This window comes from Salinimicrobium soli (assembly GCF_048323655.1).
Classification (GTDB): Bacteria; Bacteroidota; Bacteroidia; order Flavobacteriales; family Flavobacteriaceae; genus Salinimicrobium; species Salinimicrobium soli.
Genome location: NZ_JBLUWW010000001.1, coordinates 1,207,233 through 1,233,961, shown reverse-complemented (window position 1 = coordinate 1,233,961; position 26,729 = coordinate 1,207,233). Strand labels below are relative to the sequence as shown.

At 41.4% G+C, this 26,729-nt stretch carries 16 protein-coding genes; 12 read left to right on the top strand and 4 right to left on the bottom strand.

Going from position 1 to position 26,729, the window contains the following annotated elements; translation table 11 throughout:
* The coding region (locus ACNORC_RS05600; RefSeq protein ID WP_418334615.1) for a DUF8693 domain-containing protein at positions 1-7,149 on the top strand (7,149 nt) is incomplete at its 5' end.
* A 33-nt stretch (positions 7,150-7,182) separates the two neighbouring features.
* Here the strand turns inward: ACNORC_RS05600 and rsmG are convergent.
* Positions 7,183-7,812, bottom strand: a complete 630-nt coding sequence (rsmG, locus tag ACNORC_RS05595) for a 16S rRNA (guanine(527)-N(7))-methyltransferase RsmG (RefSeq protein ID WP_418334614.1) — start codon at positions 7,810-7,812, stop codon at positions 7,183-7,185.
* Positions 7,813-7,921: 109 nt separating this feature from the next.
* Between rsmG and ACNORC_RS05590 the strand changes: the two genes are divergently transcribed.
* Complete coding sequence (locus ACNORC_RS05590; RefSeq protein WP_418334613.1) at positions 7,922-9,022, top strand: fatty acid desaturase family protein; 1,101 nt, start codon at positions 7,922-7,924, stop codon at positions 9,020-9,022.
* 24 nt (positions 9,023-9,046) lie between these two features.
* Entirely contained in the window at positions 9,047-10,234 is a 1,188-nt protein-coding gene (locus ACNORC_RS05585; protein WP_418334611.1) for a pyridoxal phosphate-dependent aminotransferase, read from the top strand.
* A 60-nt stretch (positions 10,235-10,294) separates the two neighbouring features.
* On the opposite strand, the gene ACNORC_RS05580 is transcribed toward ACNORC_RS05585, so the two are convergent.
* On the bottom strand, positions 10,295-11,791 hold the full coding sequence (locus tag ACNORC_RS05580; RefSeq protein ID WP_418334610.1) for a TrkH family potassium uptake protein: 1,497 nt from the start codon (positions 11,789-11,791) through the stop codon (positions 10,295-10,297).
* A complete protein-coding gene (gene trkA / locus ACNORC_RS05575; RefSeq protein ID WP_418334609.1) occupies positions 11,791-13,140 on the bottom strand; it encodes a Trk system potassium transporter TrkA in 1,350 nt (449 codons plus the stop codon). The genes ACNORC_RS05580 and trkA overlap by 1 nt, the downstream gene beginning before the upstream one ends.
* 132 nt (positions 13,141-13,272) lie before the next feature.
* Between trkA and ubiE the strand changes: the two genes are divergently transcribed.
* Complete coding sequence (ubiE, locus tag ACNORC_RS05570) at positions 13,273-14,001, top strand: bifunctional demethylmenaquinone methyltransferase/2-methoxy-6-polyprenyl-1,4-benzoquinol methylase UbiE (RefSeq protein ID WP_418334608.1); 729 nt, start codon at positions 13,273-13,275, stop codon at positions 13,999-14,001.
* Positions 14,002-14,005: 4 nt separating this feature from the next.
* Positions 14,006-14,713, top strand: a complete 708-nt coding sequence (porT, locus tag ACNORC_RS05565; protein WP_418334607.1) for a type IX secretion/gliding motility protein PorT/SprT — start codon at positions 14,006-14,008, stop codon at positions 14,711-14,713.
* 1 nt (position 14,714) lies between these two features.
* Here porT and ACNORC_RS05560 read toward each other — a convergent pair whose 3' ends face one another.
* The gene (locus ACNORC_RS05560) at positions 14,715-15,443 is read right to left on the bottom strand and encodes a TrmH family RNA methyltransferase (protein ID WP_418334606.1); all 729 of its coding nucleotides are present in this window, start codon (positions 15,441-15,443) and stop codon (positions 14,715-14,717) included.
* A gap of 37 nt (positions 15,444-15,480) precedes the next feature.
* Here ACNORC_RS05560 and tamL point away from each other — a divergent pair, with 37 nt between their 5' ends.
* The 7 genes from tamL to ACNORC_RS05525 all read left to right on the top strand — a co-directional run bounded on the left by tamL (position 15,481) and on the right by ACNORC_RS05525 (position 26,604).
* A complete protein-coding gene (tamL, locus tag ACNORC_RS05555) occupies positions 15,481-18,045 on the top strand; it encodes a translocation and assembly module lipoprotein TamL (RefSeq protein WP_418334605.1) in 2,565 nt (854 codons plus the stop codon).
* A 42-nt stretch (positions 18,046-18,087) separates the two neighbouring features.
* Positions 18,088-19,155, top strand: coding sequence for a class II fructose-bisphosphate aldolase (gene fbaA, locus ACNORC_RS05550; protein ID WP_418334604.1), 1,068 nt, complete (start codon positions 18,088-18,090; stop codon positions 19,153-19,155).
* A gap of 55 nt (positions 19,156-19,210) precedes the next feature.
* A complete protein-coding gene (gene accD, locus ACNORC_RS05545; RefSeq protein WP_418334603.1) occupies positions 19,211-20,068 on the top strand; it encodes an acetyl-CoA carboxylase, carboxyltransferase subunit beta in 858 nt (285 codons plus the stop codon).
* Between the two features lie 112 nt (positions 20,069-20,180).
* A complete protein-coding gene (gene rpsO / locus ACNORC_RS05540; protein ID WP_418334602.1) occupies positions 20,181-20,450 on the top strand; it encodes a 30S ribosomal protein S15 in 270 nt (89 codons plus the stop codon).
* A 299-nt stretch (positions 20,451-20,749) separates the two neighbouring features.
* The gene (locus tag ACNORC_RS05535) at positions 20,750-22,990 is read left to right on the top strand and encodes a polyribonucleotide nucleotidyltransferase (RefSeq protein ID WP_418334601.1); all 2,241 of its coding nucleotides are present in this window, start codon (positions 20,750-20,752) and stop codon (positions 22,988-22,990) included.
* A gap of 173 nt (positions 22,991-23,163) precedes the next feature.
* A complete protein-coding gene (locus tag ACNORC_RS05530; RefSeq protein ID WP_418334600.1) occupies positions 23,164-25,506 on the top strand; it encodes a TonB-dependent receptor in 2,343 nt (780 codons plus the stop codon).
* A gap of 51 nt (positions 25,507-25,557) precedes the next feature.
* Positions 25,558-26,604 carry a PepSY-associated TM helix domain-containing protein gene (locus ACNORC_RS05525; RefSeq protein WP_418334599.1) on the top strand — a complete coding sequence of 349 codons (1,047 nt, stop codon included), beginning with the start codon at positions 25,558-25,560 and terminating at the stop codon, positions 26,602-26,604.
* Positions 26,605-26,729 lie beyond the last annotated feature (125 nt).

The following is a 26,729-nucleotide window of genomic DNA, read 5'->3' as shown; positions in this document are numbered from 1 at the left end:
ATCACCCTTGGTAGTCCTATTACAAAACCGACAGATGCCGGGCAATGTTCCTCCTCTATCGTTATTCCAAACGCGACATTTGATGACAACTGCTCCGGAAGCAGCCTTAGCTGGACCATTAGTGGGGCCACTACAGGTTCCGGAAGCAACCAGGTAGGAACTAAAACCTTCAATAAAGGACAAACCACCATCACCTATACTGTCACAGACGCTGCAGGAAGAACCACAACTAAAGATCTATTAATAACAGTTTTAGATCAGGAAAAACCGGTGATCACTCACAACGGTGATAAAACTGTAACCAACGATGCCGATAAATGTGGAGCCAGCATAACCGTTTCAGCTACCGCAACAGACAACTGCTCCGTAGGAAATCCAACAGGAACCAGAAGTGACGGAAAAGCACTTTCTGATCTCTATCCCGTAGGAACCACCACCATCTCATGGGAAGTGACTGATGTCAATGGAAATAGCGCTCAGGTAAAAACGCAGACAATCATCGTTACTGATGATCAGGCTCCGGTCATTACTCACAACGGAGATAAAACTGTAACCAACGATGCCGATAAATGTGGAGCCAGCATAACCGTTTCAGCTACCGCAACAGACAACTGTTCCGTGGGCAATCCAACAGGAACAAGAAGTGACGGAAAAGCTCTTTCTGATCTCTATCCTGTAGGAACCACCACCATCTCATGGGAAGTATCTGACGTCAATGGAAATAACGCACAGGTAAAAACGCAGACAATCGTAGTTACTGATGATCAGGCTCCGGTCATTACTCACAACGGAGATAAAACTGTAAGCAATGTTGCCGATAAATGTGGAGCCAGCGTAACCGTTTCAGCTACCGCAACAGACAACTGTTCCGTGGGAAATCCAACAGGAACAAGAAGTGACGGAAAAGCACTTTCTGATCTCTATCCCGTAGGAACCACCACCATCTCATGGGAAGTATCTGATGTCAATGGAAATAGCGCACAGGTAAAAACGCAGACAATCGTAGTTACTGATGATCAGGCTCCGGTCATTACTCACAACGGAGATAAAACTGTAAGCAATGATGCCGATAAATGTGGAGCCAGCGTAACCGTTTCAGCTACCGTAACAGACAACTGTTCCGTGGGGAACCCAACAGGAACAAGAAGTGACGGAAAAGCACTTTCTGATCTCTATCCCGTAGGAACCACCACCATCTCATGGGAAGTATCTGATGTCAATGGAAATAACGCACAGGTAAAAACGCAGACAATCATCGTTACTGATGATCAAGCTCCGGTCATTACTCACAACGGAGATAAAACTGTAAGTAATGATGCAGGTGAATGTGGAGCCAGCGTAACCGTTTCAGCTACCACAACAGACAATTGTTCCGTGGGGAACCCAACAGGAACAAGGGATGACGGCCAGGCGCTAACTGACCCATACCCCGTTGGAACTACAGTGATCACCTGGACAGTAACTGACGACAATGGAAATGCCGCAAATTCAGTTCAACAAACAATAACTGTCGAAGATAATGAAGCTCCGGTAGCTCCCGAATTAGAGGATATTTTATGGGGCTGCGAAAAAACCCTTCAAGCTCCAACAACTACAGACAATTGTTCCGGAACAATTACTGCAACAGCTAATCGTTCTTTAACTTTTACAAATTCCGGAGCCATTACCTGGACCTTTACCGATAATGCGAATAACTCTACTATTGTTGTTCAGAATGTAACCATAGATCCTGTTTCTATTCAGGCGGAAACCGTCAATATTCTATGCCATGGTGATTCAACCGGTGAAATTAAAATAAATGCTTCAGGAGGAGTCGCACCTTACACTTATCAATGGGATGATGGAGCCAGCGGTGCAGACCGAAAAGATCTTCCTGCCGGTACATATGGAGTCACCGTCACTGATGTGAATGGATGTCAAACTTCTCGTGAAATAACATTAACTCAACCCGCTCCACTGCAAATTGCAGAATCTTCAGTAACTCCCGTCACCTGTAATAGCGCAGCAGACGGCAAATTTACGGCGGGAAATGTCACCGGTGGCGCACCTAACTACCAATACAAGATCACAGGAAGAAATTACCAGTCAACGGGTAATTTTACAAATCTTTCCCCGGGGGATTACACCTTAACTGTACAGGATAGTAATGGTTGTATCCTTGAAGAAGAATTTACCATTACCGAACCAGAGGAGCTTACAATGGAGACTTCTCAGGTAAATGAGGTGAGTTGTTTTGGCGGTAGTGATGGCTCTATTACTGTTGGTGGAACAACCGGTGGTAATCCGCCTTATCAATATTCGCTTGACAACAGTAATTTCCAGACAGAAACTTCTTTTACAGGTTTAGCTGCAGGCGTTTATACAGTTTTTGCAGTAGATAATAAAGGATGTGCCCTTCAACAACAAGTGACCGTTACCGAACCGGATGAATTAAAAGGAACACTTTCAAAAACAGATGTTAGTTGTTTTGAAGGTGCTAACGGAAAAATTACTATTAATGATCCTAGCGGAGGACATGGCGCCTATGAATTTAGTATTGATGGAAATTCATGGCAATCAAATAACTCATTCTCCAATCTTGAAGCCGGAAATTACACCGTCTATATGAGGGATAAGGATTACCCTTCCTGTATAAAAACTTTGAACAACTCTTATTCTATAAACCAACCCTCCGCTGCCCTGGATGTTACCGCAACGTCGACCAGAACAAGCATTTATGGAACTGCAACGGGAACTGCTACTGCTAACGGTACTGGTGGAACTCCCGGTTACACTTATAAATGGTATAAAATTGAAGGCTCTCAACGAACTGATATTTCCCAAAACACCAAGACCGCAACAAGCCTCACTGCCGGAATTTACGAAGTAGTCATTACAGATAGTAAAGGTTGTACCGACACCGTTCAGATAGAAGTTATTGATGCAATTGAAGCTTTTATAAGCTTTAGAAGTGTCTGTGAGGATGATATGGATGAAATGGCTGTGAGAACCACCTATTTCAAGGTAGAAGACCTTACCGCTCATGGTGGAGTCCCTGATTACACATACTCATGGAATTTTGGTCCAACCACAAGTTATACTTCTACCTATGATGCTACAACGGGAGAACACATCGTTTATTATAATGAACCAGGAAACAAGACTGTTACCCTTACAGTGACTGATTCTGAAGGATACTCCTATACTGTAGCACAACAGCAATATATTGGTAAATGCTACGAACCCTGTGGAAAATCAGAAAACATCGTTTTCTTTTCTGAAAACATCTACATTGGGGATAGTGAAGGAAATAAACTAAATATTCTGGAAGGAAACTGTCTTGATACTCAAGATAAATATGTTTTCATAAAAGTTGACAAAAGTGCCAACGCCTATAACCCTTACCTCGAATTTGTATACACCATTTCGAATTCCATAACCGACGAATCTCATACTGTATTTATAAAAGGTTGCCGTGGAGGCGACGATATTGATGACGATCCAAGCGACAACAAAAATTTCCTGGTGGGAGAGTTTATTAAGATCACACTGGATCCTATCGATTTTAAGTGTGGGGATAACTTGAATATTGACAGTTTTTATATTACCTGGACGAATGTAGAGAAAAAGGATTGTGGAGAAAACAACAATAAATTCTGTTATTCAACTAATGAACCTGTAACTGTTCCTACTCCACTTAAAGCCGAAGCAACAGGGACTGAAATTCCTTGTAAAGGGGATTCTACCGGAATGATCACAGTAAAAGTTTCAGGTGGTTATGCTCCGTATAAGTATAGTCTTGAAGGGTACGGTATTAACACTCAAACCACCAACCAGTTTACCGGAAAAATTGCCGGAACTTATACTATCTATGTGGAAGATGCCCAGGGCAACAGAACAACGACTGAAGCAACTATAACTGAACCCGACACTTCTATAACGGCAACCACAGAGGTTGACAATCCAATATGTTATGGAGACACTGGAACAGCTACAGTTGATCCAACGGGCGGCACCCCATTTGTGGATTCTGAAGGAAATCCATTTTACGAATATTTGTGGAATGACCCTTCCGAACAGACAACAGCAACAGCTACCGGACTTGTAGCTGGAAATTACACGGTGACCGTGATAGACGCAAATGGCTGTCAGATCATTAAAGATGTTGTCATTACCGAACCTGCAGAACTTACCACAGCAAATGCCGGTGAAGATCAGATGCTGGGATGTGGGTTCAGCACCATAACCTTACAGGCTAATCAAGCGGTGACCGGAGTTGGAACCTGGAGCATTACCCAGGGAACTGGAGGTACCATAACAGATACGGCAAATCCAACATCAACCTTTATTGGTGAACCCGGTGAGTCCTATGAACTTACCTGGACCATTGCAAATGCCGATGGCACCTGCGCTACCACTGATACTATTTCAATTGAAATTTCTCCGGAATGTAGCACACTTGATTTTGATGGGGTTAATGACCACATTATTTTCGGGGACAACTATAATTTCCCTTCTTCAGCATTTACATTAGAAGCCTGGGTAAAACCTGAATCTGTTCAGGGTATAAGGACAGTACTTTCCAAAAGAAACTGGAGAAATCTGAATTCCGGAGGATATGATCTTATAATTAATAATGGGGCACCTACCTTCCGTTGGAATGGAAATTCGGTCTCCACTTCTTACACTGTCGGCACAGATAGATGGTATCACCTGGCTGTGATCTTCACAGGATCTCTCGTAGAACTCTATGTAGATGGAATCAAAGTTGGAAATAAAAATGTTACTTCAAGACCTTCTGCCAACACCTTCCCTTTCATGATAGGAGCCATGTATGATAATCAAACTCCAAAGATTCCCGCCCACTATTTCCAAGGCTGGATCGAGGAAGTTCGTATCTGGAAAAAAGCACTTTCTGTTGAACAGATCAGGTTCATGATGAACCAGCGAATAGTTGCTAATGGCACTGCCGTTAAAGGCGAAGTTTTACCAATGGATGTTCCGGGGTCGCTACTTTGGTCTGATCTTTCGGGGTATTACAGGTTACTTGCCGAAGAAGCCGCCACCAATGGTGGAATCACCCTGGACCGTGCCACAAATAAGGTCGACGGTCAATTAAGAAATATTGAAACTCTTCAGCAAAATTCTGCCCCGCTCCCTTATATTTCTGCAGCTCCAGGTAATTGGAGAAGCCGTCAAACCTGGGATCAAAAAATAGGAACTGACGAAGAAAAGTGGTGGAAGTTCCCTAACGATCTGGGAATAGATAATAGCACCTACATTGACTGGAATATCGCCCAGATATCTCATAACATTGAAGGATATCAAAATATTACACTTTTGGGACTTTTACAGGACGGCCAGAAACTGGACATGGTAGGGAATAATCCAACCCGGGTTAATGGAAATATTCAGGCAGGTTCTGGAAGTGGTTTAACTATTACCAAATACCTTGCTCTAAATGGATTTATTGATCTTAATGGTGAATCACAGCTTGTTCAGACCGAAGGTAGTATTTTGACAGGTTCCGGTAGTTTAGAACGTGACCAACAGGGAACGGCCAGCAGTTTCAATTATAATTACTGGTCACCTCCTGTAAGCACCGGAGCTCAAAACACAGGATATACTGTTGGAGGGGTTCTTAAAGATGGCTCAGATCCTACAAATCCTAAAACCATCAATTATAACTATCAATATCATTATGCTGACGGACCGCTAACTTCTCCTATTAAGATTAGTACTTTCTGGCTCAATAGATTCTTCGGAAAAGCCAATGAATATAGTGAGTGGGAACAGATTGGTATAGACACCAAACTAGCTTCAGGGGAAGGTTTTACTATGAAAGGTTCCTCCGGTCATAAGGCTATTCTTGACTTGCAGAATTACACCTTCCGCGGAATGCCAAATAATGGGACAATATCATTAGCAATAGGAAAAGATCAGAATTACCTTATTGGTAACCCGTACCCCTCTGCCATAGATACCCAGGAGTTCATTAAAGATAATCTCGGTGACCGAAGAGCTGGCAAAAACATCTTTAATGGATCAGTCTATTTCTGGTCCCATTTCTCTGGCTATACGCATTATCTGGAAAGATATGTAGGTGGATATGCAGTCTATAACCTTTCCGGAGGAATTAGAGCTATTGCCAATGATGCAAGAATAAATGCCACTAATGAAGAAGGCGGGGAAAGACCAAGACAGTATATCCCTGTGGGCCAGGCATTTTTTGTTAACACGGTTCTTGATGAAGCGATCACCGGCAATGTACCCGTAACTATTGACGGAGGAGAGATCCTTTTCAAGAACAGTCAACGTGCATTTAAAACAGAAACTGACAAAACAGTCTCTGTTTTTCACTCCCAGGAGAGAAAGGATGGCGCAAATATTACTAAGGCTGTTTCAACAACTACCAATACAGAAGACAGACAAAGAATCTGGATCAATTTTGTGTCTCCGGGAGGATATCACCGTGAATTACTGGTCACCGAAGATCAAGAAACTTCAATGGGCTTTGACCTTGGTTATGACGCCCCACTTATTGAAAATAATCTTGAAGATATGTACTGGTTAATTGGAGAAGGAGAATTTGTTATCCAGGGGGTTCCGGATTTCGGTTCTGCAACAGTTCTTCCCTTGGGAATTAAAGCAGACAAAGATGGACAATTCTCAATTTCAATTGATGAACTTGAAAATGTTCAGGAGGGTCTTCCAATCTTTGTAAGAGATAGCCTGGATAACAGTTACCACGATCTTCGCCAGGCCGTTTTTAGAGGCACCGTTAAAAAAGGCAAAACACAGGGTCGTTATTCACTTGTCTTTAATAATGGAATAACACCAGATCCTGATCAAACAGGAGGAGGTGGCGGTGAAACAGGTAATCCTGGAACCGAAGAACCTGGTGATAAAGACACCGGGGAACCAGCACCAGGAGAATTTGCTCTTTTCTATTCCGGAAGCGAAAAGTTGATCTACATCAAAAATCCACAATTAAAGGTCATAAAGAGAGCGGAATTGTATAACGAACTGGGGCAAAAAATCACCTCCTTCAACTCTATTCCTGTTCAGGATACGGTTAAACTGCCGGTCGAGGTAAGAAACAAAGGAGTTTATTTTATAATTCTGGAGTTCGAAAAAGAACAGCGATCACTCAAATTCCTTGTTGAATAAAACAAAAGCCGCACTTTAAAGTTGCGGCTTTCTTTATTTCTTAAACTTCAACGGAAGGTGTACAACTTTTTTGGTCTCAAAGAAATCTTCTTCGAAATAATCCTGAAGGTCATAAATAGTAGCTTTGGGATAATCTGCCAGCTCGTCGGAAAGATCACCACCTTTTAAATATAAGATCCCATTCTTGAGCGTGTGCTTATTTTGCTTGGCGATTTTTCCCTGCACCCAATGAACAAACGTTGGCATTGCAGCAACAGCCCGGCTTACAATGAAATCAAAATGACCATTGATCTCTTCTACCCGCGCATTAGTGCTGGTAACATTTTTTAGACCCAGGCCTTCAGTTACCTCATTAACTACTTTTATTTTTTTACCAATGCTGTCCACAAGACGGAAGTGGGTTTCAGGGAAAAGAATTGCTAAAGGAATTCCTGGAAATCCACCACCTGTTCCAACGTCCAAAATATTTGCTCCGGTATTGAATTGCTGCACCTTGGCTATTCCGAGTGAATGTAGTACATGGCGAAGATAAAGCTCATCTATGTCCTTGCGTGAAACCACATTGATCTTTAAATTCCAATCCTTGTAAAGTTCCTGTAAAGCAGCAAATTTCTCCAGTTGATCTGCAGTTAAATCAGGAAAATATTTTTTAATCAATTCCAAACTTTCTTAATTTTTTAGCAAAAGTAATTAAATTAAGGCAGTTAATTGTGAGCCTGAATACTTGGAAAGAACTTTAATATTTTACCTTTGTAACTTATTTTGAAAATTAATGAATACATCAAACGTACGTTTCTCCCGAACCGATTCAGCAAAGTTCTTCAGAACACTTAATAAAAGGGTAAACGATTATTTTAAAGAAAACAATCTTCCAAAGACCGGAAACTGGAAACTGCACCTAAAAGCAGTTGTAATGTTTTCCCTGTTTCTAAGTCCCTATTTTTTGATCCTTACTCTTGGTATTTCCCAATGGTGGATGTTACTTCTCACCATAGTAATGGGTGTAGGAATGGCCGGAGTGGGAATGAATATTATGCACGATGGAAATCATGGTTCTTATTCTTCCAAAAAATGGGTGAACAAACTAATGGGAGGCACTATCTATGTTCTGGCAGGAAATGTTTATAACTGGCAGGTACAGCACAATGTGTTACACCACACCTACACTAATATCCATGGCCATGACGAGGATCTAGATGCCGGAAGGATCATCAGGTTTTCAAAGCATTCTAAATGGCACCGTTTTCATAGATTTCAGCATTATTATTCAGTCTTTTTATATGGCCTCCTAACATTCAACTGGGCATTAACTACAGATTTCAAACAGACTAGAAGATACCTTGCCAGACAGCTTTCTTATGGAAAAATGCCTAGTCCCATAACCCAGTGGAGTATTTTGGCTATCACTAAATTGATCTACGTATCTATCTGGATCGTTATACCAATGCTCATACTTTCCATAGCCTGGTGGAAGATCCTGATTGGATTCTTCGTAATGCACTACACAGCCGGATTAATTCTTAGTATAGTGTTTCAACTTGCACACGTAGTAGAAAAAACGGAAATGCCTCTGCCAGACGATACCGGATCTATGAAGAATACCTGGGCAATACATCAACTGTTTACCACAGTGAATTTTTCTACCAAGAATAAGATCATTAACTGGTTTACCGGAGGTTTAAACCATCAGGTGGAGCACCATATATTTCCGAATATCAGTCACATCCACTATGGTAAATTATCGAAAATCGTAAAGGAAACTGCCAAAGAATGCGAGTTACCTTACAATGAGTACAAGACCACAAGAGCTGCTATTATTGCACATTTTAGACACCTTCGCCAAATGGGAATGAAACCTACCGTTTCAGCTTAACTTAAATCAACAACTTCTTTACACATGTATCATTTATCTGACCGTATCAACAGCATGTCTACATCTCAAACCCTGGCCATGGCGGCAAAAACGAGGGAATTGAAAGCTGAAGGAAAAGACATCATCGGCCTTAGTTTGGGAGAACCCGATTTTAACACCCCCGACTTTATTAAAGAAGCTGCAATTGAGGCTATCAATGAGAATTATAATTCCTATACCCCGGTGGACGGGTATGTGGAATTGAAAGACGCTATTATCACAAAATTTAAAAGAGATAACAATCTCACCTATGACAGGTCACAGATAGTTGTTTCAACAGGAGCAAAACAATCATTGGCTAATGTGGCCCTAGTTATGCTAAATCCCGGTGACGAGGTAATACTGCCCTGCCCTTACTGGGTAAGTTATGCTGAGATCGTAAAGTTGGCCGAAGGAGTCCCGGTTGAAGTACCTACCACTGTTGAGACCAATTTTAAAATGACCCCACAACAGTTGGAAGAAGCTATTACCCCAAAGACAAAAATGTTGTGGTACAGCTCTCCCTGCAATCCGAGCGGAATGGTTTATAGCCGCGAGGAGCTGAGAGCACTGGCGGATGTTCTAGCTAAACATCCTGATATTATTGTAGTCTCTGACGAAATTTACGAACATATCAATTTTGTAGGAGGTCATGCTTCCATGGCAGAGTTCGACGACATGTACAATCGTGTGGTCACTGTCAATGGAGTTTCTAAAGCTTTTGCCATGACCGGCTGGAGAATTGGATACATTGGTGCGCCGGCAGATATCGCCCGGGCCTGTAATAAAATGCAAGGCCAAATTACCAGTGGTGCCAATTGTATTGCTCAACGCGCTGTTATTACAGCTCTTGAAGCCCCTGTTAGCAGTATTCAGTACATGATCGACCGTTTTAAAAGCAGGAGAAAACTTATCATTGATCTTATGAGTGAGATTGACGGATTTAAGATCACAGAACCAGAGGGAGCTTTTTATGTTTTCCCTGATGTTTCAGAATTCTTCGGAAAAACGATTCGCGGCCATGAAATAAAAGATTCTACTGATTTTTCTATGTTCCTTCTGGAAGAAGCATTGGTAGCGACAGTTACTGGTGATGCTTTCGGAAGTCCTGATTGTATTCGGTTCTCATATGCAGCAAGTGAAGCCGAAATAGAAGAAGCTATGAAACGCATCAAAAAAGCACTTTCAGAATAGCTTTTTTGGATACTGAGAATTTATTTAATCCCTTTTTAGATTCTCTAAAAAGGGATTTTTTTATCTGTTTCTCCAGAAGAAGGGAGTCAGTAGAATAAGAACCGTAAATAATTCGAGTCGGCCAATCAGCATTAAAAAAGCACACCACCATTTACCGGCTGCAGGAAGGCTATCGTAATTATCTACCGGACCAAGAGCCCCAAAGGCAGGCCCAATATTACCGAGAGAAGAAGCTGCACCCCCAATGGCAGTTTCAAAATCCAGACCCATAAAAGCCAAAACTACAGAGCCTATAATAAAGGCCAGCATATATAGAATAAAAAACCCAAGTATATTAAAAACGATCTTTCCGTGGACACTTTTCCCGTTGTAGTGTACAGGAAGTACAGCATTCGGGTGGAGGGTCCTCTTAAATTCAATAATTCCATTTCTAATCATGATCACATGCCGCATAACCTTAACCCCACCGGCAGTAGATCCGGCGGAACCACCTAAAAAGAACATTCCGAAGAAGAAGACAGTCAAAAATGGCGTCCAGGCGGTATAATCAGCAGAAATAAATCCGGTAGTGGTCACCACTGTTAGCACCTGAAAAAGGGCATGCCGAAATGCACTTTCTGACTCTCCCCAAACCATAGGGTGAAACACAGAAGACACTGTAGGATCTGCTCTGAAAAATATGATCAAAGATGCTACTACAGTAAAACCGACAATAAAATAAGTGTACCACTTAAATTCCTCATCCCTCGCCACTCGACTAAAATTACCTTTAAACCCAAAGTAGCTCATCACAAAGTTGGTTCCTGCCAAAAACATGAAAAGAATAATAATGTATTGAACAGTGGGATTATCATTCCAATAGGCAACACTGGCATTCTTTGTGGAAAATCCACCTGTGGACATGGTGCTGAGAGAATGGTTGATTGCATCAAATAATCCCATTCCTGCGATATTCAATAGAACAGACTCCGCAACTGTGAGGCCTACATAGATTAACCAAAGCCTTTTTGCCGTATCGGTTATACGGGGTTTGAGTTTGTCGGCACTGGGACCGGGTGCTTCTGCCGTAAAAAGCTGCATTCCACCAATTCCTAATAAAGGTAAAATTGCTATAGCAAGAACAATAATTCCCATCCCTCCTATCCAGTGAGTAAGGCTTCGCCAGAACAAGATTCCTTTAGGAACCGATTCAATATCATTGAGAATAGTAGCACCGGTTGTGGTATAACCGGACATTGTTTCAAAAAAAGCATCAGTAAAGGAAAGAATACTGCCCGTTAGCATGTATGGTAGTGTGCCGCTTAGCGCCATCATGATCCATCCAAAAGTGACAATAATATAACCTTCCCTCTTTTTCAGTTCCCTGCTGTGCCCCCGGGTAAAGAACATCAACATCATTCCGGCTACAACAGTGACAATAGCAGCTGTAAAGATCTCCAGTGTCACCGTGTCCCTGTAATATAAACTCACAACTCCGGAAATTGCCATAAAACCGCCATTACAAACTAACAGCAGTCCCATTATATAACTTATAACAGGTTTATTAAGTCTGGGCATTAAAGGAACATTTTTTCAACTTTGTTAATGGCGTGCGGAAGACAGCAGATAACAGCTCGGTCTCCTGGCAATATAATGTAGTCTCCAAGGGCTATTTCACCCTCCCCATCCCTGATTATTCCACCAATAATGGCAGAACGCGGGAAGTTGAGATCCACAATTCTACGGTTGCAAACTTTTGAAGAAGGCTTAACTATGAATTCCAACAGTTCAGCATCCATATTGTTCAGCCGCGTCATAGCCACCACATCTCCCTTTCTGATATATCTAAAGATGTTATTGGCAGCTAATAGCTTTTTATTTACAAGCGTATCGATCCCAATGGAATGGCTTAACTGAAAATAATCCATATTCTCTACCAGGGCAATAGTCCTTTTGACATTTTTGGATTTAGCCACAAGGCAGGTCATTATATTAGTTTCTGAATTCCCTGAAACTGCAATGAAAGCATCCATATCCTGAAGGTTTTCCTCCTCCAGAAGTTCCACATTTCTACCATCTCCGTGAATGATAAGGGCGCGAGGTAATTCATCAGCCAGGTCATACGCTGTTTGCTTATCACTTTCGATAAGCTTTACATTTATTTTTTCCTTAGAAAGGTCATGAGTGGTCTTTCTTCCAATCTTACTTCCTCCAAGAATCATAACATTTTTTATATCCTGCCTTATCTTCCCGGTAAGTTTATAAAGATTATTTACTCCTCCTTTAGTGGTAACAAAATAAACCTGATCCCCTTCTCTGAAAGCAGTATCTCCACGCGGAATAATAGTTTCCTGAGTACCCTTTCTACGCATGGCAATAGGCATAAAATGAATTTCCGGAAAAATTCGTGCAGTTTCTTTTACCGACTTGCCCACGAAAGCAGCCGCTGAAGATAGGGTTAGCCCCACCATTGTAAGAGCGCCGCCTTCAAACTCGTAAGTATCATTGAAAGCCGATTGACTCAATAAAAGTTCAATTTCAGTTGCAGCCAAAGCTTCCGGAGAGATCAATTCGTCAATTCCGAATTGCATAAATCCGATCTCCTCCTTATTTTCAAGAAATTCGGTATTCGCGATCCGCGCAATCGTTCTTTTAGCTCCAAGTTGTTTTGCTAATACACAAACAGTAATATTGGTAGTTTCACTACTGGTAACTCCAATCACAAGATCTACATTCTTGACTTCAGCGTCTTTGAGAACAGAAATGGAAGTAGCATCTCCCCTGAGAGTTCGAATATCCAGGTGAGCATCTGCATAGACCAGACTGTCACGATCATTATCAATAAGAGTAATGTCCTGTGATTCATAGGACAACAATTTCGCTAAATGAAATCCTACTTCACCTGCACCGGCAATGATTATCTTCATAGGGAATAAAGTTCAGGAAAAACAAAGTTAACATATTTTGTATCAACCCAAACAAATATATGAATAGGCTAAATTCCCGGTGGCTTGAAAACAATCTACAGATAATCTAGTATCTTTGGCAAAAATCGAAAAATGTCAAAAAAGATTACTCCATATAAAGATTCTGACCTCAATAAAAAGAAACAGGTAGAACAAATGTTTGATACCATCTCTACCAATTATGATGGTCTCAACAGGGTTATTTCCTTTGGAATTGATGTAAAATGGAGGAAAAAGGTGGTAAAAATGGTTTCTGACACCAATCCATCCTCAGTTTTAGATATAGCAACCGGAACAGGAGATCTCGCTATTAGTCTCGCCCAGACAGGAGCTAAAGAAGTAGTGGGATTAGACCTCTCTGAAGGCATGCTTTCTGTTGGTAGAAAAAAGATCGCAGAGAAAGGCCTCTCTCAAAAGATCAGGATGATACAGGGAGATTCAGAGGCCCTACCCTTTGAAGATGATCGCTTTGACGCCATTACTGTTGCCTTTGGGGTAAGAAATTTTGAAAATCTCGAACAGGGTCTTTCTGAAATTCTCAGGGTTCTTCGTCCGGGTGGAATTTTTGTGGTACTTGAAACCTCAGTTCCAACAAGATTCCCCTTTAAACAGGGTTATCACTTTTACACAAAAAACCTCTTACCGCTTATCGGAAAAATTTTTTCCAAAGATAAAGTTGCCTACTCCTATTTAAGCGAAAGTGCCGCTGCATTTCCCCACGGTGAAACCTTCAACAATATTTTGAGAAATATTGGGTTTAATAGAGTAGTAAACAAACCTCAAACAATGGGGGTTGCCACCATTTATTCGGCATCAAAGTAATTTTATGAAGAAGCTCCTTATCATCGCCATCATAATTTTCGGCGCTCTACCAATGCAGGCCCAGCTGTTCTCAGGAGAGAACGTTATAAACAATCCCAACTTTGATAAACAGCGGTGGTCATGGGGATATTTCCTTGGCTTTAATACCTATGACTTTAATTTTGACTATATTAATTACCAACCCAGTCCTTTGACTGGTAAGGACTTTTCGGTTGATAACACCATTGGCTTTAATGTGGGATTAATAGGAAATATGAGACTGAGTGAGCATCTGGATCTTCGACTGGAACCGGGAGTTGCATTTAACCGTATAAATTTTCAGTTTTTCAAAGCGGATGGAGATTCTTTTCGGGAAATTAACTCAACTTACGTTCATGTCCCCCTACTTCTGAAGTTTTCTACTACACGTATTAACAATTTTAAACCTTTTGTGGTAGGAGGTGTTTCTACTTCTCTGAATTTATCAAGTAACGAGAATAATCCCGATGACAACTTCGAGGGCCAGTTCAGAATGAAAACCAACTCCTACTACTATGAAATCGGCTTTGGAGTTGACCTCTACATGTTTTATTTTAAATTCACCCCTTCGATTCGCGGAGTATTTGCCATTAACGATGAACTGGTAAGGGATGATGATCCAAACAGCCGATATACAGGGAATGTTGATAAAATGTCTTCCCGGGCTGTCTTTATTAACTTTACCTTTCAGTAAACTACCTTCTCCTGAATTCGCTCAGAAGTATAGCCGTTGCAGTAGCTACGTTTAAACTTTCCGTTTTCTGGATCATCCCAAATTGAGGGATCAATAGTTTTTCATTTATAAATTGAGCAACTTCAGATGAAATTCCGTTGGCTTCGTTACCCATTATGAGCACAGCTTTAGAAGGTAGATCTTCTTTATAAACATTCTGTCCCTCCAAAAAGGCTCCTATGATCGGCATCTTCCCTTTCATCTCCTTCAAAAAGTCCGGTAGATCGGTATAATAGATATTTACTCTCGCAATGGATCCCATTGTTGCCTGAACCACTTTTGGATTGTAACAATCTACAGTACCACTCGAACAGACCAGGTTATTAATACCGAACCAGTCACAAAGCCTGATTATTGTCCCCAGGTTTCCGGGATCCTGCACTTCATCTAAAGCTATTATCAGATCTTCTGTAGAAGGCTTTATTGTTTCAGGAATATGAAAAACCGCCAACGCCGTTTGAGGGGTAGTTAGCCTGCTTATTTTTTTTAATTCGGCTTCAGAAATGATAAAAGTGGAATCCTTTCCTGTCTCAAAAATATCTTTAGTGGTATACAACGAGTGAAGCCGTAACGAAGACTTTAGAAGTTCCTGAATGGCCTTAATACCTTCCACCAAAAACAGCTGATGCTTAAGTCTGTACTTTTTTTGAGCCAGACTGTTTATTAATTTAATTTGGCTTTTGCTAAACATACCAAAGTTGTATTTTTGATGACCTTAAAACCAATACTTGAAATATTCTGGAGCAAAAATATCATTAATTCTTTTAACCCTTCTTCTACTTTCTTCTTGTAACGCGGTCAAAAGAGTTCCAGCTGAAGAACATTTGCTTACAGATAACACAATTTTTGTAAACAGCGAGAAGATTTCCGAAAAACGGATTTACGCACAACTTTACCAGGAACCCAACACCAGGTTTCTGGGAATGCCACTTCAACTTTTCCTTTACAACCAGGCAAAGCCAAATCCCGACTCCATCTTCCAACACTGGTTGCACAAGAAACCCAACCGGGAAGAACGTCTGATCGATCTTCTCTCAGAAAAGCAGGTTGTAAGATTGGGAAATATTTACGTCAACATAAACGAATGGCTCAAGGAAACGGGGGAAGCGCCGGTAATTGTAAAGGAAGAGCTAACAAAGAAATCAGCAGACCGTCTCAAAGCGTGGTACTGGAATAACGGCTGGTTCAATGCAGAGACTGGTTATGAGATCATTCCGAAGAAGAAGAAAAAAAGAGCCGAAGTCAATTATTTTGTACAGCCAAAAAAGCCATATTTCATTGATTCTGTAAGTACCAGGATCGCCTCAATAGTGGCTGATTCTATTTATAACGTCCATAGTCCAAATTCGGCGATCGTACCGGGGAAACAATATAAAACACAAGATTTTGGTGCTGAACGGGAACGGCTTACAACTCTTTTCAGAAATAATGGACTCTTCCATTTCGAACAGGAATATATAAGTTTTGAGGCTGACACAATTAACACCGGGCATAAAGTCAATGCTGCGGTTATCATTCAAAACAGGCAGGCCACCGTTGATGGCACCCCAACCAGAATTCCTTATAAAGTTCACAAGATAAGCCGGGTAAATGTTTTTCCCGACTATTCTTTTGAGAATCGGGATGAACCGGTTATTGATACAACTTCAGTCGACGATTATCATCTCTACAGCTTTGACAATTTGCGCTACAGGCCCAAAGCTCTTACTAATGCGATCTTCATCAGTCCGGGTAGTATTTATTCAGATGCTGACAGGACGCTTACCTATAACCGCATAAACCAGCTCCGGATCTTCAAGTATCCCAATATTCAATATATGACAGATCCTGCTGATAGTACAGGGACAGATCTTATTGCCAATATTTTTTTAACGCCCAGACCGAAATACTCTCTTGGATTTGAATTTGACGTTTCCCAGAGTAATATCCAAAAAGTGGGAATTGGATTTGGTGGTTCACTATTGATTAGAAATGTTTTTAGAGGAGCTGAGATTCTGGAGATCTCCGCCAGGGGAAGCATTGGTTCTTCGAAGGATGCAGCTAATGATGAAGATAAATTCTTTGATATTACCGAAGCCGGTATAGACTTGGATCTTAGCCTGCCCCGGATATTTTTTCCTGTTTCTACGGAAAAATTTATTCCGAAGTACATGTACCCTTTTACTACGTTTAGTTTAGGTGCAAGTACCCAGACCAATATCGGGTTGGATAAACAGAGCCTCACCGCCATAATGAATTACAGGTGGCTGCCTTCTGATGATCTCACGCATCTTCTGGATCTAATAAACATCCAGTACATCCGGAATCTCAATACCGATAACTACTTCAATGTTTACCGAAATTCCTATCAGGAATTAAATGAAGTGGCAACTGCAGAAAATATTGTTGCTAATGATGAATACTTTCTAACTAATGAAGACGGTTCCCGCAGTCTTATTATTCCGGGAGGTGCCAATGCCTTTTTAAGGGCAACAAGATTGGGAGAAATACAGGGACTAAACCGGGTACAACAACAGGTTGTAAATGACATTAGGGAAAGAAAGAACAGGCTGACAGAAGATAACCTGATCTTTGCCTCCAATTTCTCTTACATCCTGAACAAAAAAGAGAACATTTATGATGAAGACTTTTCCCGGCTTCGGGTAAAGCTTGAGGCAGCCGGCAACTTACTCTCTGCAGTTTCCAAACTGGCTAACCTGGAGAAGACCAATGACAGATACCGCATTTTTGGAGTCAACTTTTCTCAATATGTAAAAACCGAGATCGATTACATCAAACACTGGGACCTGGGCAATGAAAATGTTTTTGCTATTCGTACTTTTGGAGGTATTGCCATTCCCTATGGCAATTCGAACAGCATCCCATTTATAAGAAGTTTTTTTGCGGGTGGACCCAATGACAACCGTGCATGGCAACCTTATGACCTGGGCCCGGGAAGCAGTGGTGGCCGGAATGAATTCAATGAGGCAAACATGAAGATCGCACTGAGTGCAGAATACAGATACAATCTCTTCGGAGACCTCAACAGCGCCCTGTTCATAGATGCCGGTAACATATGGAACGTACTCGACGTGGTAGAGGAAGAAGCTTCTACTTTTAACTCTTTTGCCGACCTAAAAGATATTGCCGTTGGAAGCGGTTTCGGACTCCGATATGATTTTGACTTTTTTGTTTTGAGATTTGATATAGGTTTCAAAACGTATGATCCGGCACAAGAGCCGGGAAACAGATGGTTTAGAGATTATAATCTCGCCAATGCCGTCTTTAATGTAGGGATCAATTATCCTTTTTAACCCAACTAATTTTCTTATTTTTGTTATCCTAAAATTAAATCTATGAGCCATAATATAAAGCCCGGAGTAGCTACCGGAAGAGAAGTACAAGAAATCTTCAATTACGCAAAAAGTAAAAAATTCGCCATACCAGCCGTTAATGTTATAGGAAGCAGCAGCATAAATGCAGTTTTAGAGACTGCTGCAGAACTTAATTCGCCGGTGATCATTCAATTTTCTAATGGTGGTGCCCAGTTCAATGCCGGGAAAGGCTTGTCCAACGAAAATGAAAAAGCAGCAATCGCTGGAGCCGTAGCAGGAGCCAAGCACGTACATGAGCTTGCTGAACTTTATGGTGTACCTGTGATACTTCATACAGACCACTGTGCAAAAAAACTCACCAAATGGGTGGACGGACTTTTAGACGCCAGTGAAAAACATTTTGAGCAGTTTGGAAAACCTCTTTACAGCTCTCACATGCTTGACCTTTCTGAGGAACCACTTAAAGAAAACATTGAGACCTCCAAAAAATATCTGGAGCGCATGAGCAAGATGGGAATGACCCTTGAAATTGAACTTGGCGTTACCGGTGGAGAGGAAGATGGAGTAGACAATACAGATGTTGATTCTTCAAAATTATACACCCAACCTGAAGAGGTTGCTTACGCATACGAAGAGTTGAGTAAAGTCAGTGACCAATTCACTATTGCTGCAGCCTTCGGAAATGTCCACGGGGTCTACAAACCAGGAAACGTAAAATTAACTCCGGTCATTCTGAAAAATTCTCAGGACTATGTTTCTGAAAAATACGGAGTAGCCGAGAACACTATTGATTTTGTTTTCCACGGTGGAAGTGGATCTACTGTAGAAGAGATCAGGGAAGCAATTGGTTACGGTGTGATTAAAATGAACATTGATACCGACCTTCAATTTGCATATACCGAAGGGATCAGAGACTACATGCAGCAGAAGGGAGAATATTTGAAAGATCAAATAGGAAATCCTGAGGGCCCTGAAGTTCCGAATAAAAAGCATTATGATCCCCGCAAATGGGTTCGTGAAGGGGAATTGACCTTCAAGAAAAGATTGAAAAAGGCATTTGAAGACCTTAATAATATCAATACGCTTTAGAAAAACATTTCAGAAGGCCATTTTTGGCTCCTGAAGAAATTAAATCCAACAGAGCATGGCTTGGTTTAGAAGAACACAAAAAGGGATACAAACCGCGACCGAAGACAAAAAGGATGTGCCAAAAGGTTTGTGGTACAAATCCCCAACCGGTAAAATTGTAGACGCCGAACAACTGGAGAAGAACTTTTATGTGAGTCCTGAAGATGGTTATCACGTTCGTATAGGAAGTAATGAATATTTCAAGATCCTTTTTGACGATAACAAGTACGAAGAACTGGACAAAAATCTTACTTCCAAGGATCCTTTGAATTTTGAGGACACCAAGAAGTATACAGACAGGCTTGCCGCGGCCCAGGAAAAAACTGGTTTAAAGGATGCTGTTCGAACTGCAGTTGGCAAATCAAAAGGAAAGGATATTGTGATAGCCTGTATGGATTTTAAATTCATCGGTGGATCTATGGGAGCTGTAGTGGGAGAAAAGATCTCACGTGCCGCAGATTATGCCCTGGAACACAAGATTCCGTTGATGGTGATCTCTAAATCTGGTGGTGCGAGAATGATGGAAGCGGCTTACTCGTTAATGCAGCTTGCAAAGACTTCAGCAAAACTTGCACAGTTGGCAGATGCAAAGATCCCTTACATTTCCTTGTGTACAGATCCAACTACGGGAGGAACAACTGCCTCCTTTGCCATGTTGGGGGATATAAATATTGCGGAACCCGGTGCGCTTATTGGGTTTGCAGGACCTCGCGTGGTCAAGGATACTACCGGAAAAGATCTTCCGGAAGATTTCCAGACCTCCGAATTCCTGTTGGAACACGGGTTTCTTGATTTCATAACCAAACGTTCAGAACTTAAAAACAAGGTGAATCTTTATTTGGACCTTATTCAGAACCAACAAATTAGAAAATAGGCTTTTTCTGAAAATTATTTCTTAGCTGTAGTTAATTAAGCAGAAAGTGGTATATTTGCCGCCTGGCAGAAAAGCTGTCAAATACATAAAAATCATTAAAATTAATATTGGAATGTATCTAACAAAAGAGGCAAAACAGGAACTGTTTGCAAAACACGGTAAAGGAAAAGAAGACACTGGATCTGCTGAAGGGCAAATCGCTTTGTTCACTCAAAGAATTGAGCATTTGACACAACATCTTAAGAGAAATCGCAAAGATTACAACAGCGAAAGATCTTTGGTGAAGTTAGTAGGTAAAAGAAGAAGCCTGCTGGATTATTTAATGAAGAAGGATATCTTAAGGTATCGTGCAATCGTTAAGGAATTAGGACTTAGAAAATAATTATAAGGGGCTTCGCGCCCCTTTTTTTTATACCCATTCTTCTGAAAATAGAAGCTTTTCGAAATTTTAATGGTTTTTCTTCTTTTTCTGAGAAAATTCTCTGTAAATTTTTATCCTGAAAAAATCAGGTAGTTAAAAGCTCAAAAATACCCTGCATTTCCTGGTCTTCAGGATCAGAATGCAAAAGGCAGTTTTTCATTGGTCTTACAACAACCCACAACAACAACACAACCCAGCCCGTAAGACGGGAGACCTTTGTTTAACAAGCCTGCAAATGGCAGGTAGAACTAAAATTTATTATGATTCCAAAAACATTTAAAGAGGTCATAGACCTCGGAGGTGGAAGAACTATCTCCCTCGAGACCGGAAAATTGGCCAAGCAGGCTCACGGTTCTGTGGAGCTAAGAATGGGAAATGCAGTATTACTGTGTACCGTTGTATCCTCACACACTCCTACCACAATGGATTTCTTTCCATTGACCCTTGATTATCGCGAAAAATTTGCCGCTGCGGGTCGTTACCCGGGTGGGTTCTTCAAACGTGAAGCAAGACCAAGTAATGAAGAGATCTTAGTAATGAGATTAGTGGATCGCGTTCTGCGCCCGCTTTTCCCATCAGATTACCGGTTTGAAACTCAGGTAATGATCCAGTTGATGTCACATGACGAAGAAGTAATGCCCGATGCCCTTGCAGGACTTGCAGCATCTACCGCAATTCAGTTGAGTGACATTCCTTTTGAAGCACCTATTTCAGAAGTAAGAGTAGCCCGTATTAACGGAGAGTTCGTTATTAACCCAAGCCGTACACAGCTAGAAGAAGCAGACATCGACCTGATGGTAGGTGCTTCTGAAGATTCTGTGAGCATGGTAGAAGGTGAAATGGACGAATGTTCAGAAGAAGAAATGGCTGAAGCGATCAAATTCGCACATGAAGCCATTAAAGAGCAGTGTCGCGCACAGGTTCGCCTTGCAGAAGCTGTAGGTAAAAAACCTACCCGCGAATACGAAACGGCAAGAACCGACGAAAGCATTCAGCAAAAAGTTCACGAAGCTGCTTATCAGAAAGTTTATGACGTAGCTAAACAGGCTTTAAGCAAACACGAAAGAAGCGAAGCTTTTTCAGAAATTAAAGAAGAAGTAAAAGCCCTTTTTTCAGAGGAGGAGCAGGAAGAGAATGGAACTCTTATTTCTAAATATTTTAAAGAAGTTCATAAAACTGCCATTAGAGACCTTACTCTCAAAGAAGGAATTCGTTTAGATGGAAGAAAAACAAACGAGATCCGTCCAATCTGGTGTGAGGTAGATTACCTACCTTCTACTCATGGATCTGCGATCTTTACCCGTGGTGAAACTCAGGCGCTTGCTACAGTTACTTTAGGAACTTCCAGAGAAGCTAATCAGGTTGACCTTCCAACTTTCCAGGGAGAAGAGACTTTCTATCTGCATTATAACTTCCCTCCTTTCTCTACAGGAGAAGCTTACCCTATAAGAGGTACTTCAAGACGTGAGATAGGACATGGAAACCTTGCACAAAGAGCCCTTAAAGGCATGGTGCCAGATGACTCACCTTATACCATTCGTGTGGTGTCTGAAGTACTGGAATCCAATGGATCCTCCTCTATGGCAACTGTTTGCGCCGGTACAATGGCCCTTATGGATGCCGGAGTTCAATTAACCAAACCGGTTTCAGGTATTGCTATGGGATTGATCTCTCAGGGAGATGATTTCGCAGTACTTTCTGACATTCTTGGAGATGAAGATGCTCTTGGAGATATGGACTTTAAAGTTACCGGTACCGCTGACGGGATCACTGCCTGCCAGATGGATATCAAAATAAAAGGACTATCATACGAGATCCTTGTAAAAGCTCTAAAACAAGCCCGCGAAGGAAGACTACATATTCTGGAGAAAATTACTGAAACTATTGCTCAGCCGGCTCCAAATGTGAAACCTCATGCTCCAAAAATGGAGAAAATTGAGATCCCTGGAGAATTTATTGGTGCTGTGATTGGGCCTGGAGGAAAAGTGATCCAGGAAATGCAAAAAGAAACTGATACTACCATTGTCATCGAAGAAGTTGAAGATATGGGAGTGATTGAGATCTTAGGTGTGAACCAGGATGGTATTGATGAAGTTAAAAAGCGTATTAAAGCTATTACCTTTAAACCTGAAGTAGGTAGCGTATATGAAGTGAAAGTCGTAAAGGTCCTTGATTTTGGTGCCGTTGTAGAATATACTCAGGCCAAAGGAAATGAAGTATTACTTCACATTTCTGAACTTGCCTGGGAACGTACAGATAATGTAACCGACATCGTGAATGTGGGAGATGTTATTGATGTAAAATACTTCGGAATTGATCCAAAGACCAGGAAACCTAAGGTTTCAAGAAAAGCTTTGCTCAAAAAACCTGAAGGTTACGCTCCAAGACCACCAAGAGATAAAGATCGTGATGGAGGAAGACGCGACAATAACCGCGGAGGAAACCGTGACGACCGGTCTAGAGGTAACAGAGATCGTGGAAACCGCGAAGACAGAGACTAATTAATTACCACCAAATATTGCTTGAACGCCCTGTGAAAACAGGGCGTTTCTGTTTTCATCTGAAAATCAAACTCTTAAAAAATATTTGAAAAAATGCGACGAAAATCAGTTGTTTTTATTTAGAATGATTCTACATTTGCGCTCTATTTATAATTAATCTAAATAAAAAGCTGATGCGAATTCTACTTTTTCTGTGTCTATTAGCCTCCGGCTTTTCAGTAGCTGCACAAACAGCAGTTCTATCCGGAAAAGTCACAGACCCGCAAAATGAAGCGGTTCCTTATGCTACTGTCCTTTTGAAAAACTCGACTTTCTCAACTCTGACTGGAGAGGACGGAAACTTTTCAATAACAGAAATTCAACCAGGGGAATATACACTCATCATTTCCTCTCCGGGGTTTGAAACCTCCATAAGAAAAGTTGTCTTGAATCCGGGTGAAACAAAGGTTGTGGATATCATTCTACAGGAAGAATTGAAAACACTGGGAGAAGTTGTTATTACCACAAACCGAAGAATTGAAACCCTTGATGAAGTACCATCATCTGTTTCTGTCTTAAGTACCAGGGAAATTGAAAATCTTTCTCTTACCAGTAATAATATTGCAGACCTAATGAACGAGGTTCCTGGTCTTGCCCTAAGTACCAGCCAGACAAGCAATACCGGCCAAACCCTTAGAGGAAGAAAAATGCTGGTGCTCATCGATGGAATTCCGCAGTCAACTCCGCTAAGAGATGGTAGCCGGGACATCAATACTATAGACCCCAACGTGATTGAAAGGATCGAGATCATCAAGGGATCTACCGCTATATATGGTAACGGTGCTGATGGCGGGATCATCAACTACATTACTAAAAAACCGAAAGCCAGTGAAAAACTTCAAAGTACTACCGAACTAAGCAGCGGGATCTCTCTTGTGGATACAGACCATACCCTGAGTTCTAAATTTTCCCAGACATTTTCAGGACAGGTAGGAAGATTAGGCTACGTTGCCAACGGAAGTTTTCAGCAAACTGATCTTTTCAGGGATGCCAACGGTGAGATCCTCTCACCTTCTTACGGACTTGGAGAAACTGATCAGTATAACCTTTTTGGAAAACTCAATTACCAGCTGAATTCTGATAACGCAGTGGAATTCATGTACAACTACTTCAGCAGCAATCAGGATACTGAATATATTACCCAAGACGGAGTGTATGGAGAACGTCCTGCTATTGGGGTGATTGGAGAAGTGAGAGGAGTTGATCAGGGAACCCGCTATAATCACAACGGTCAGGTGACGTATGATTCCTATGACCTCATTGGAAACACTGATCTTAACTTAAACCTTTATTTCCAGGATTTTCAAACCGTTTATTCCTTCTCCCCCTTTTTCTTTAATGCCGAAACAGGGTATGAAGGTGGCCAGTCTGCCATTGAATCTTCAAAAAAAGGTGCACGCATAAATTTCAAGACACCATATTCCTTCGGAAATGATATTTCAGGAGATCTTCTCTACGGAATGGACATCTTGAACGATGTTACTTCGCAAAGTCTTGTGGATGGAAGAGTCTGGGTTCCGGAAGTTGACATGACCAACTTTGCCCCTTACGCACAATTGAAGACACTTTATAAGGATTTTGTTCTAAAGGCCGGAATTCGGGTGGAGAACATTAACATTGACATCCCCGATTATACTACCATTTACATCCTTCCTTATGGCGGCACCCCGCAGGGAAATGTCGATGTGGAAGGCGGAGAATTGAAATATGATGCCACCACTTTTAATGTTGGCCTCAGGTATAACCGCTGGACCTATTTTAAACCTTTCGTGAGTTTTTCTCAAAGTTTCTCCATAGCTGACCTTGGGCGTACCTTGCGCAGCGCTACTGAAAATACAGTGAGCAAGATCTCTTCTGAAGCTGTCATTGCCAATAATTATGAAGCAGGTTTCAACAGCTACTTCGGAAATACCAGCATTAGCGGTGCTTACTTCATCAGTACTTCAGATCTTGGTGCAACTTATAAAGAAGTGAATGGGATCTTCCAGATCGCCCGTCAGCCGGAAAAAGTTTACGGATTTGAACTGGCACTTGACACCAGAATTACCGATGCCCTGACCTTCGGAAGCTCGCTTTCCTATACTGAAGGCAAATTGGATTCTAAAGGAGATGGCAGTTACGACAAGTGGATGAACGGGGATAGAATTCCTCCTTTGAAGACTGTCACCTATCTTAACTACAGCATCTATGACAAATTTGATATCAGGCTGTCACACCTGTACAGCGGTAACAGAAAAAGGTTCGATCCTAAAGACAATGGTTCTTACACCTATGCTCAGGGACCGGTAAATGATTTCAACCTGTTCAACCTGACTGCAAACTACAAAATGACAGAAAACACTCGTTTTGGCCTGGGAGTTGAAAATCTTTTCAATAAAGACTACTATCTGCCAATTTCCCAGTGGGACGCACGAGCTGATAATTATATCAAAGGAAACGGCGCCCGCTTAAATGTTTCCCTGCGGGTAGACCTATAATAACCTAATAAAGGATGCCAAAAAAGCTATTTTTGGCATCCTTTAATTTCTATGAAAAACCGCACTGTTTTAAAATACCATTCCATTGCAGGACTTATTGCCGGACTATTCCTTTTTCTAATGGGAATTTCAGGAGCAATTCTGGTTTTTCAACACGATATTGAAGATAATCTTTGGAAGGAATATATTGAGGTCAGAGAATCAGGTAGCCTTCAAATTGACAGGGGAATACAAACGGTCCAGAAGCAATACCCAGATTGGGATACCCGACTGATCCACTTTCAGCAAGGTGAAGCGCTCATCTTCAATCTTCGGAAGCCACAGGAACGTCTATTTGTTTTTGTTCATCCCACTTCCGGAGAGATCATTAAGGAAATTAACGAGCTTACCACCTTCACCAGGTGGCTTCTGAAATTCCACTATTCGTTGCAGGCAGGGCCAGTGGGCAGGATCATTGTTTTCTGTGTAGGCCTTCTTTTCCTGTTTTCGTTACTTTCCGGAGTTTACCTCTACAGAAAATCATTTTTTAAGACCCTGATGTTCCGTACCGGCATCACAAGAAATTCAAGACGAAGCTTCTATTCCTCTCTTCACAGAACGGTAGGCACCTGGGCACTTATATTCAATCTACTGCTTGTTGTAACCGGGACCTTTCTTTCATACTCAGTAGTTGCTGCAGGACTAAACCCACCGCCCGCTCCGAAAACTCCAGTTATTTCAGCATCCGTTGAAGATTTCCTGGGGAAAATTGAGAAGGAATATCCTTTTTTTGAAGCTACATATGTACGCTTACCTGTAACAGCTTCCGGAGAAGTTAGGGCTTTTGGCTTTTATGAAGACGATCCATTCTACACTTCAGAATTTGGAAACATTATTAGTGCTGATCCCGTTTCCGGAGAGATCCTGAAGGTTAGCAGAATTAAGGAAGGAAATTTACAGGAAAAACTTTCCAATGTGCTTTTACCACTTCACTTCGGAAATTATGGTGGGATTTGGACAAAGATCCTCTATTGCCTTACCGGTCTCTCCGGGCCTTTTCTTTCAATTACCGGCTTCCTTTTGTGGAGGAAGAAGAAAAAAGTAATCAGAAAAAAATAAAAATTTTTCGGCCACTAAAAATCGCGGAATGCTTTTTGTATTTGATAATCAGAAGTTTATCCGTGAAATGAGAATTTTTTGTGGGAATAATTTTACTGAAAAAATGGATTTAGGTAAAAAATTAT

Bases quoted from the DNA above. Each gene is read 5' to 3' on its own strand.
- trkA (WP_418334609.1), bottom strand. From the start codon at position 13,140: ATGAAGATAATCATTGCCGGTGCAGGTGAAGTAGGATTTCATTTAGCG.
- fbaA (WP_418334604.1), top strand. From the start codon at position 18,088: ATGAGCCATAATATAAAGCCCGGAGTAGCTACCGGAAGAGAAGTACAA.
- ACNORC_RS05530 (WP_418334600.1), top strand. From the start codon at position 23,164: ATGCGAATTCTACTTTTTCTGTGTCTATTAGCCTCCGGCTTTTCAGTA.
- rpsO (WP_418334602.1), top strand. From the start codon at position 20,181: ATGTATCTAACAAAAGAGGCAAAACAGGAACTGTTTGCAAAACACGGT.
- ACNORC_RS05560 (WP_418334606.1), bottom strand. From the start codon at position 15,443: ATGTTTAGCAAAAGCCAAATTAAATTAATAAACAGTCTGGCTCAAAAA.
- ACNORC_RS05580 (WP_418334610.1), bottom strand. From the start codon at position 11,791: ATGCCCAGACTTAATAAACCTGTTATAAGTTATATAATGGGACTGCTG.
- ubiE (WP_418334608.1), top strand. From the start codon at position 13,273: ATGTCAAAAAAGATTACTCCATATAAAGATTCTGACCTCAATAAAAAG.
- porT (WP_418334607.1), top strand. From the start codon at position 14,006: ATGAAGAAGCTCCTTATCATCGCCATCATAATTTTCGGCGCTCTACCA.
- ACNORC_RS05525 (WP_418334599.1), top strand. From the start codon at position 25,558: ATGAAAAACCGCACTGTTTTAAAATACCATTCCATTGCAGGACTTATT.
- ACNORC_RS05590 (WP_418334613.1), top strand. From the start codon at position 7,922: ATGAATACATCAAACGTACGTTTCTCCCGAACCGATTCAGCAAAGTTC.
- accD (WP_418334603.1), top strand. From the start codon at position 19,211: ATGGCTTGGTTTAGAAGAACACAAAAAGGGATACAAACCGCGACCGAA.
- ACNORC_RS05585 (WP_418334611.1), top strand. From the start codon at position 9,047: ATGTATCATTTATCTGACCGTATCAACAGCATGTCTACATCTCAAACC.
- ACNORC_RS05535 (WP_418334601.1), top strand. From the start codon at position 20,750: ATGATTCCAAAAACATTTAAAGAGGTCATAGACCTCGGAGGTGGAAGA.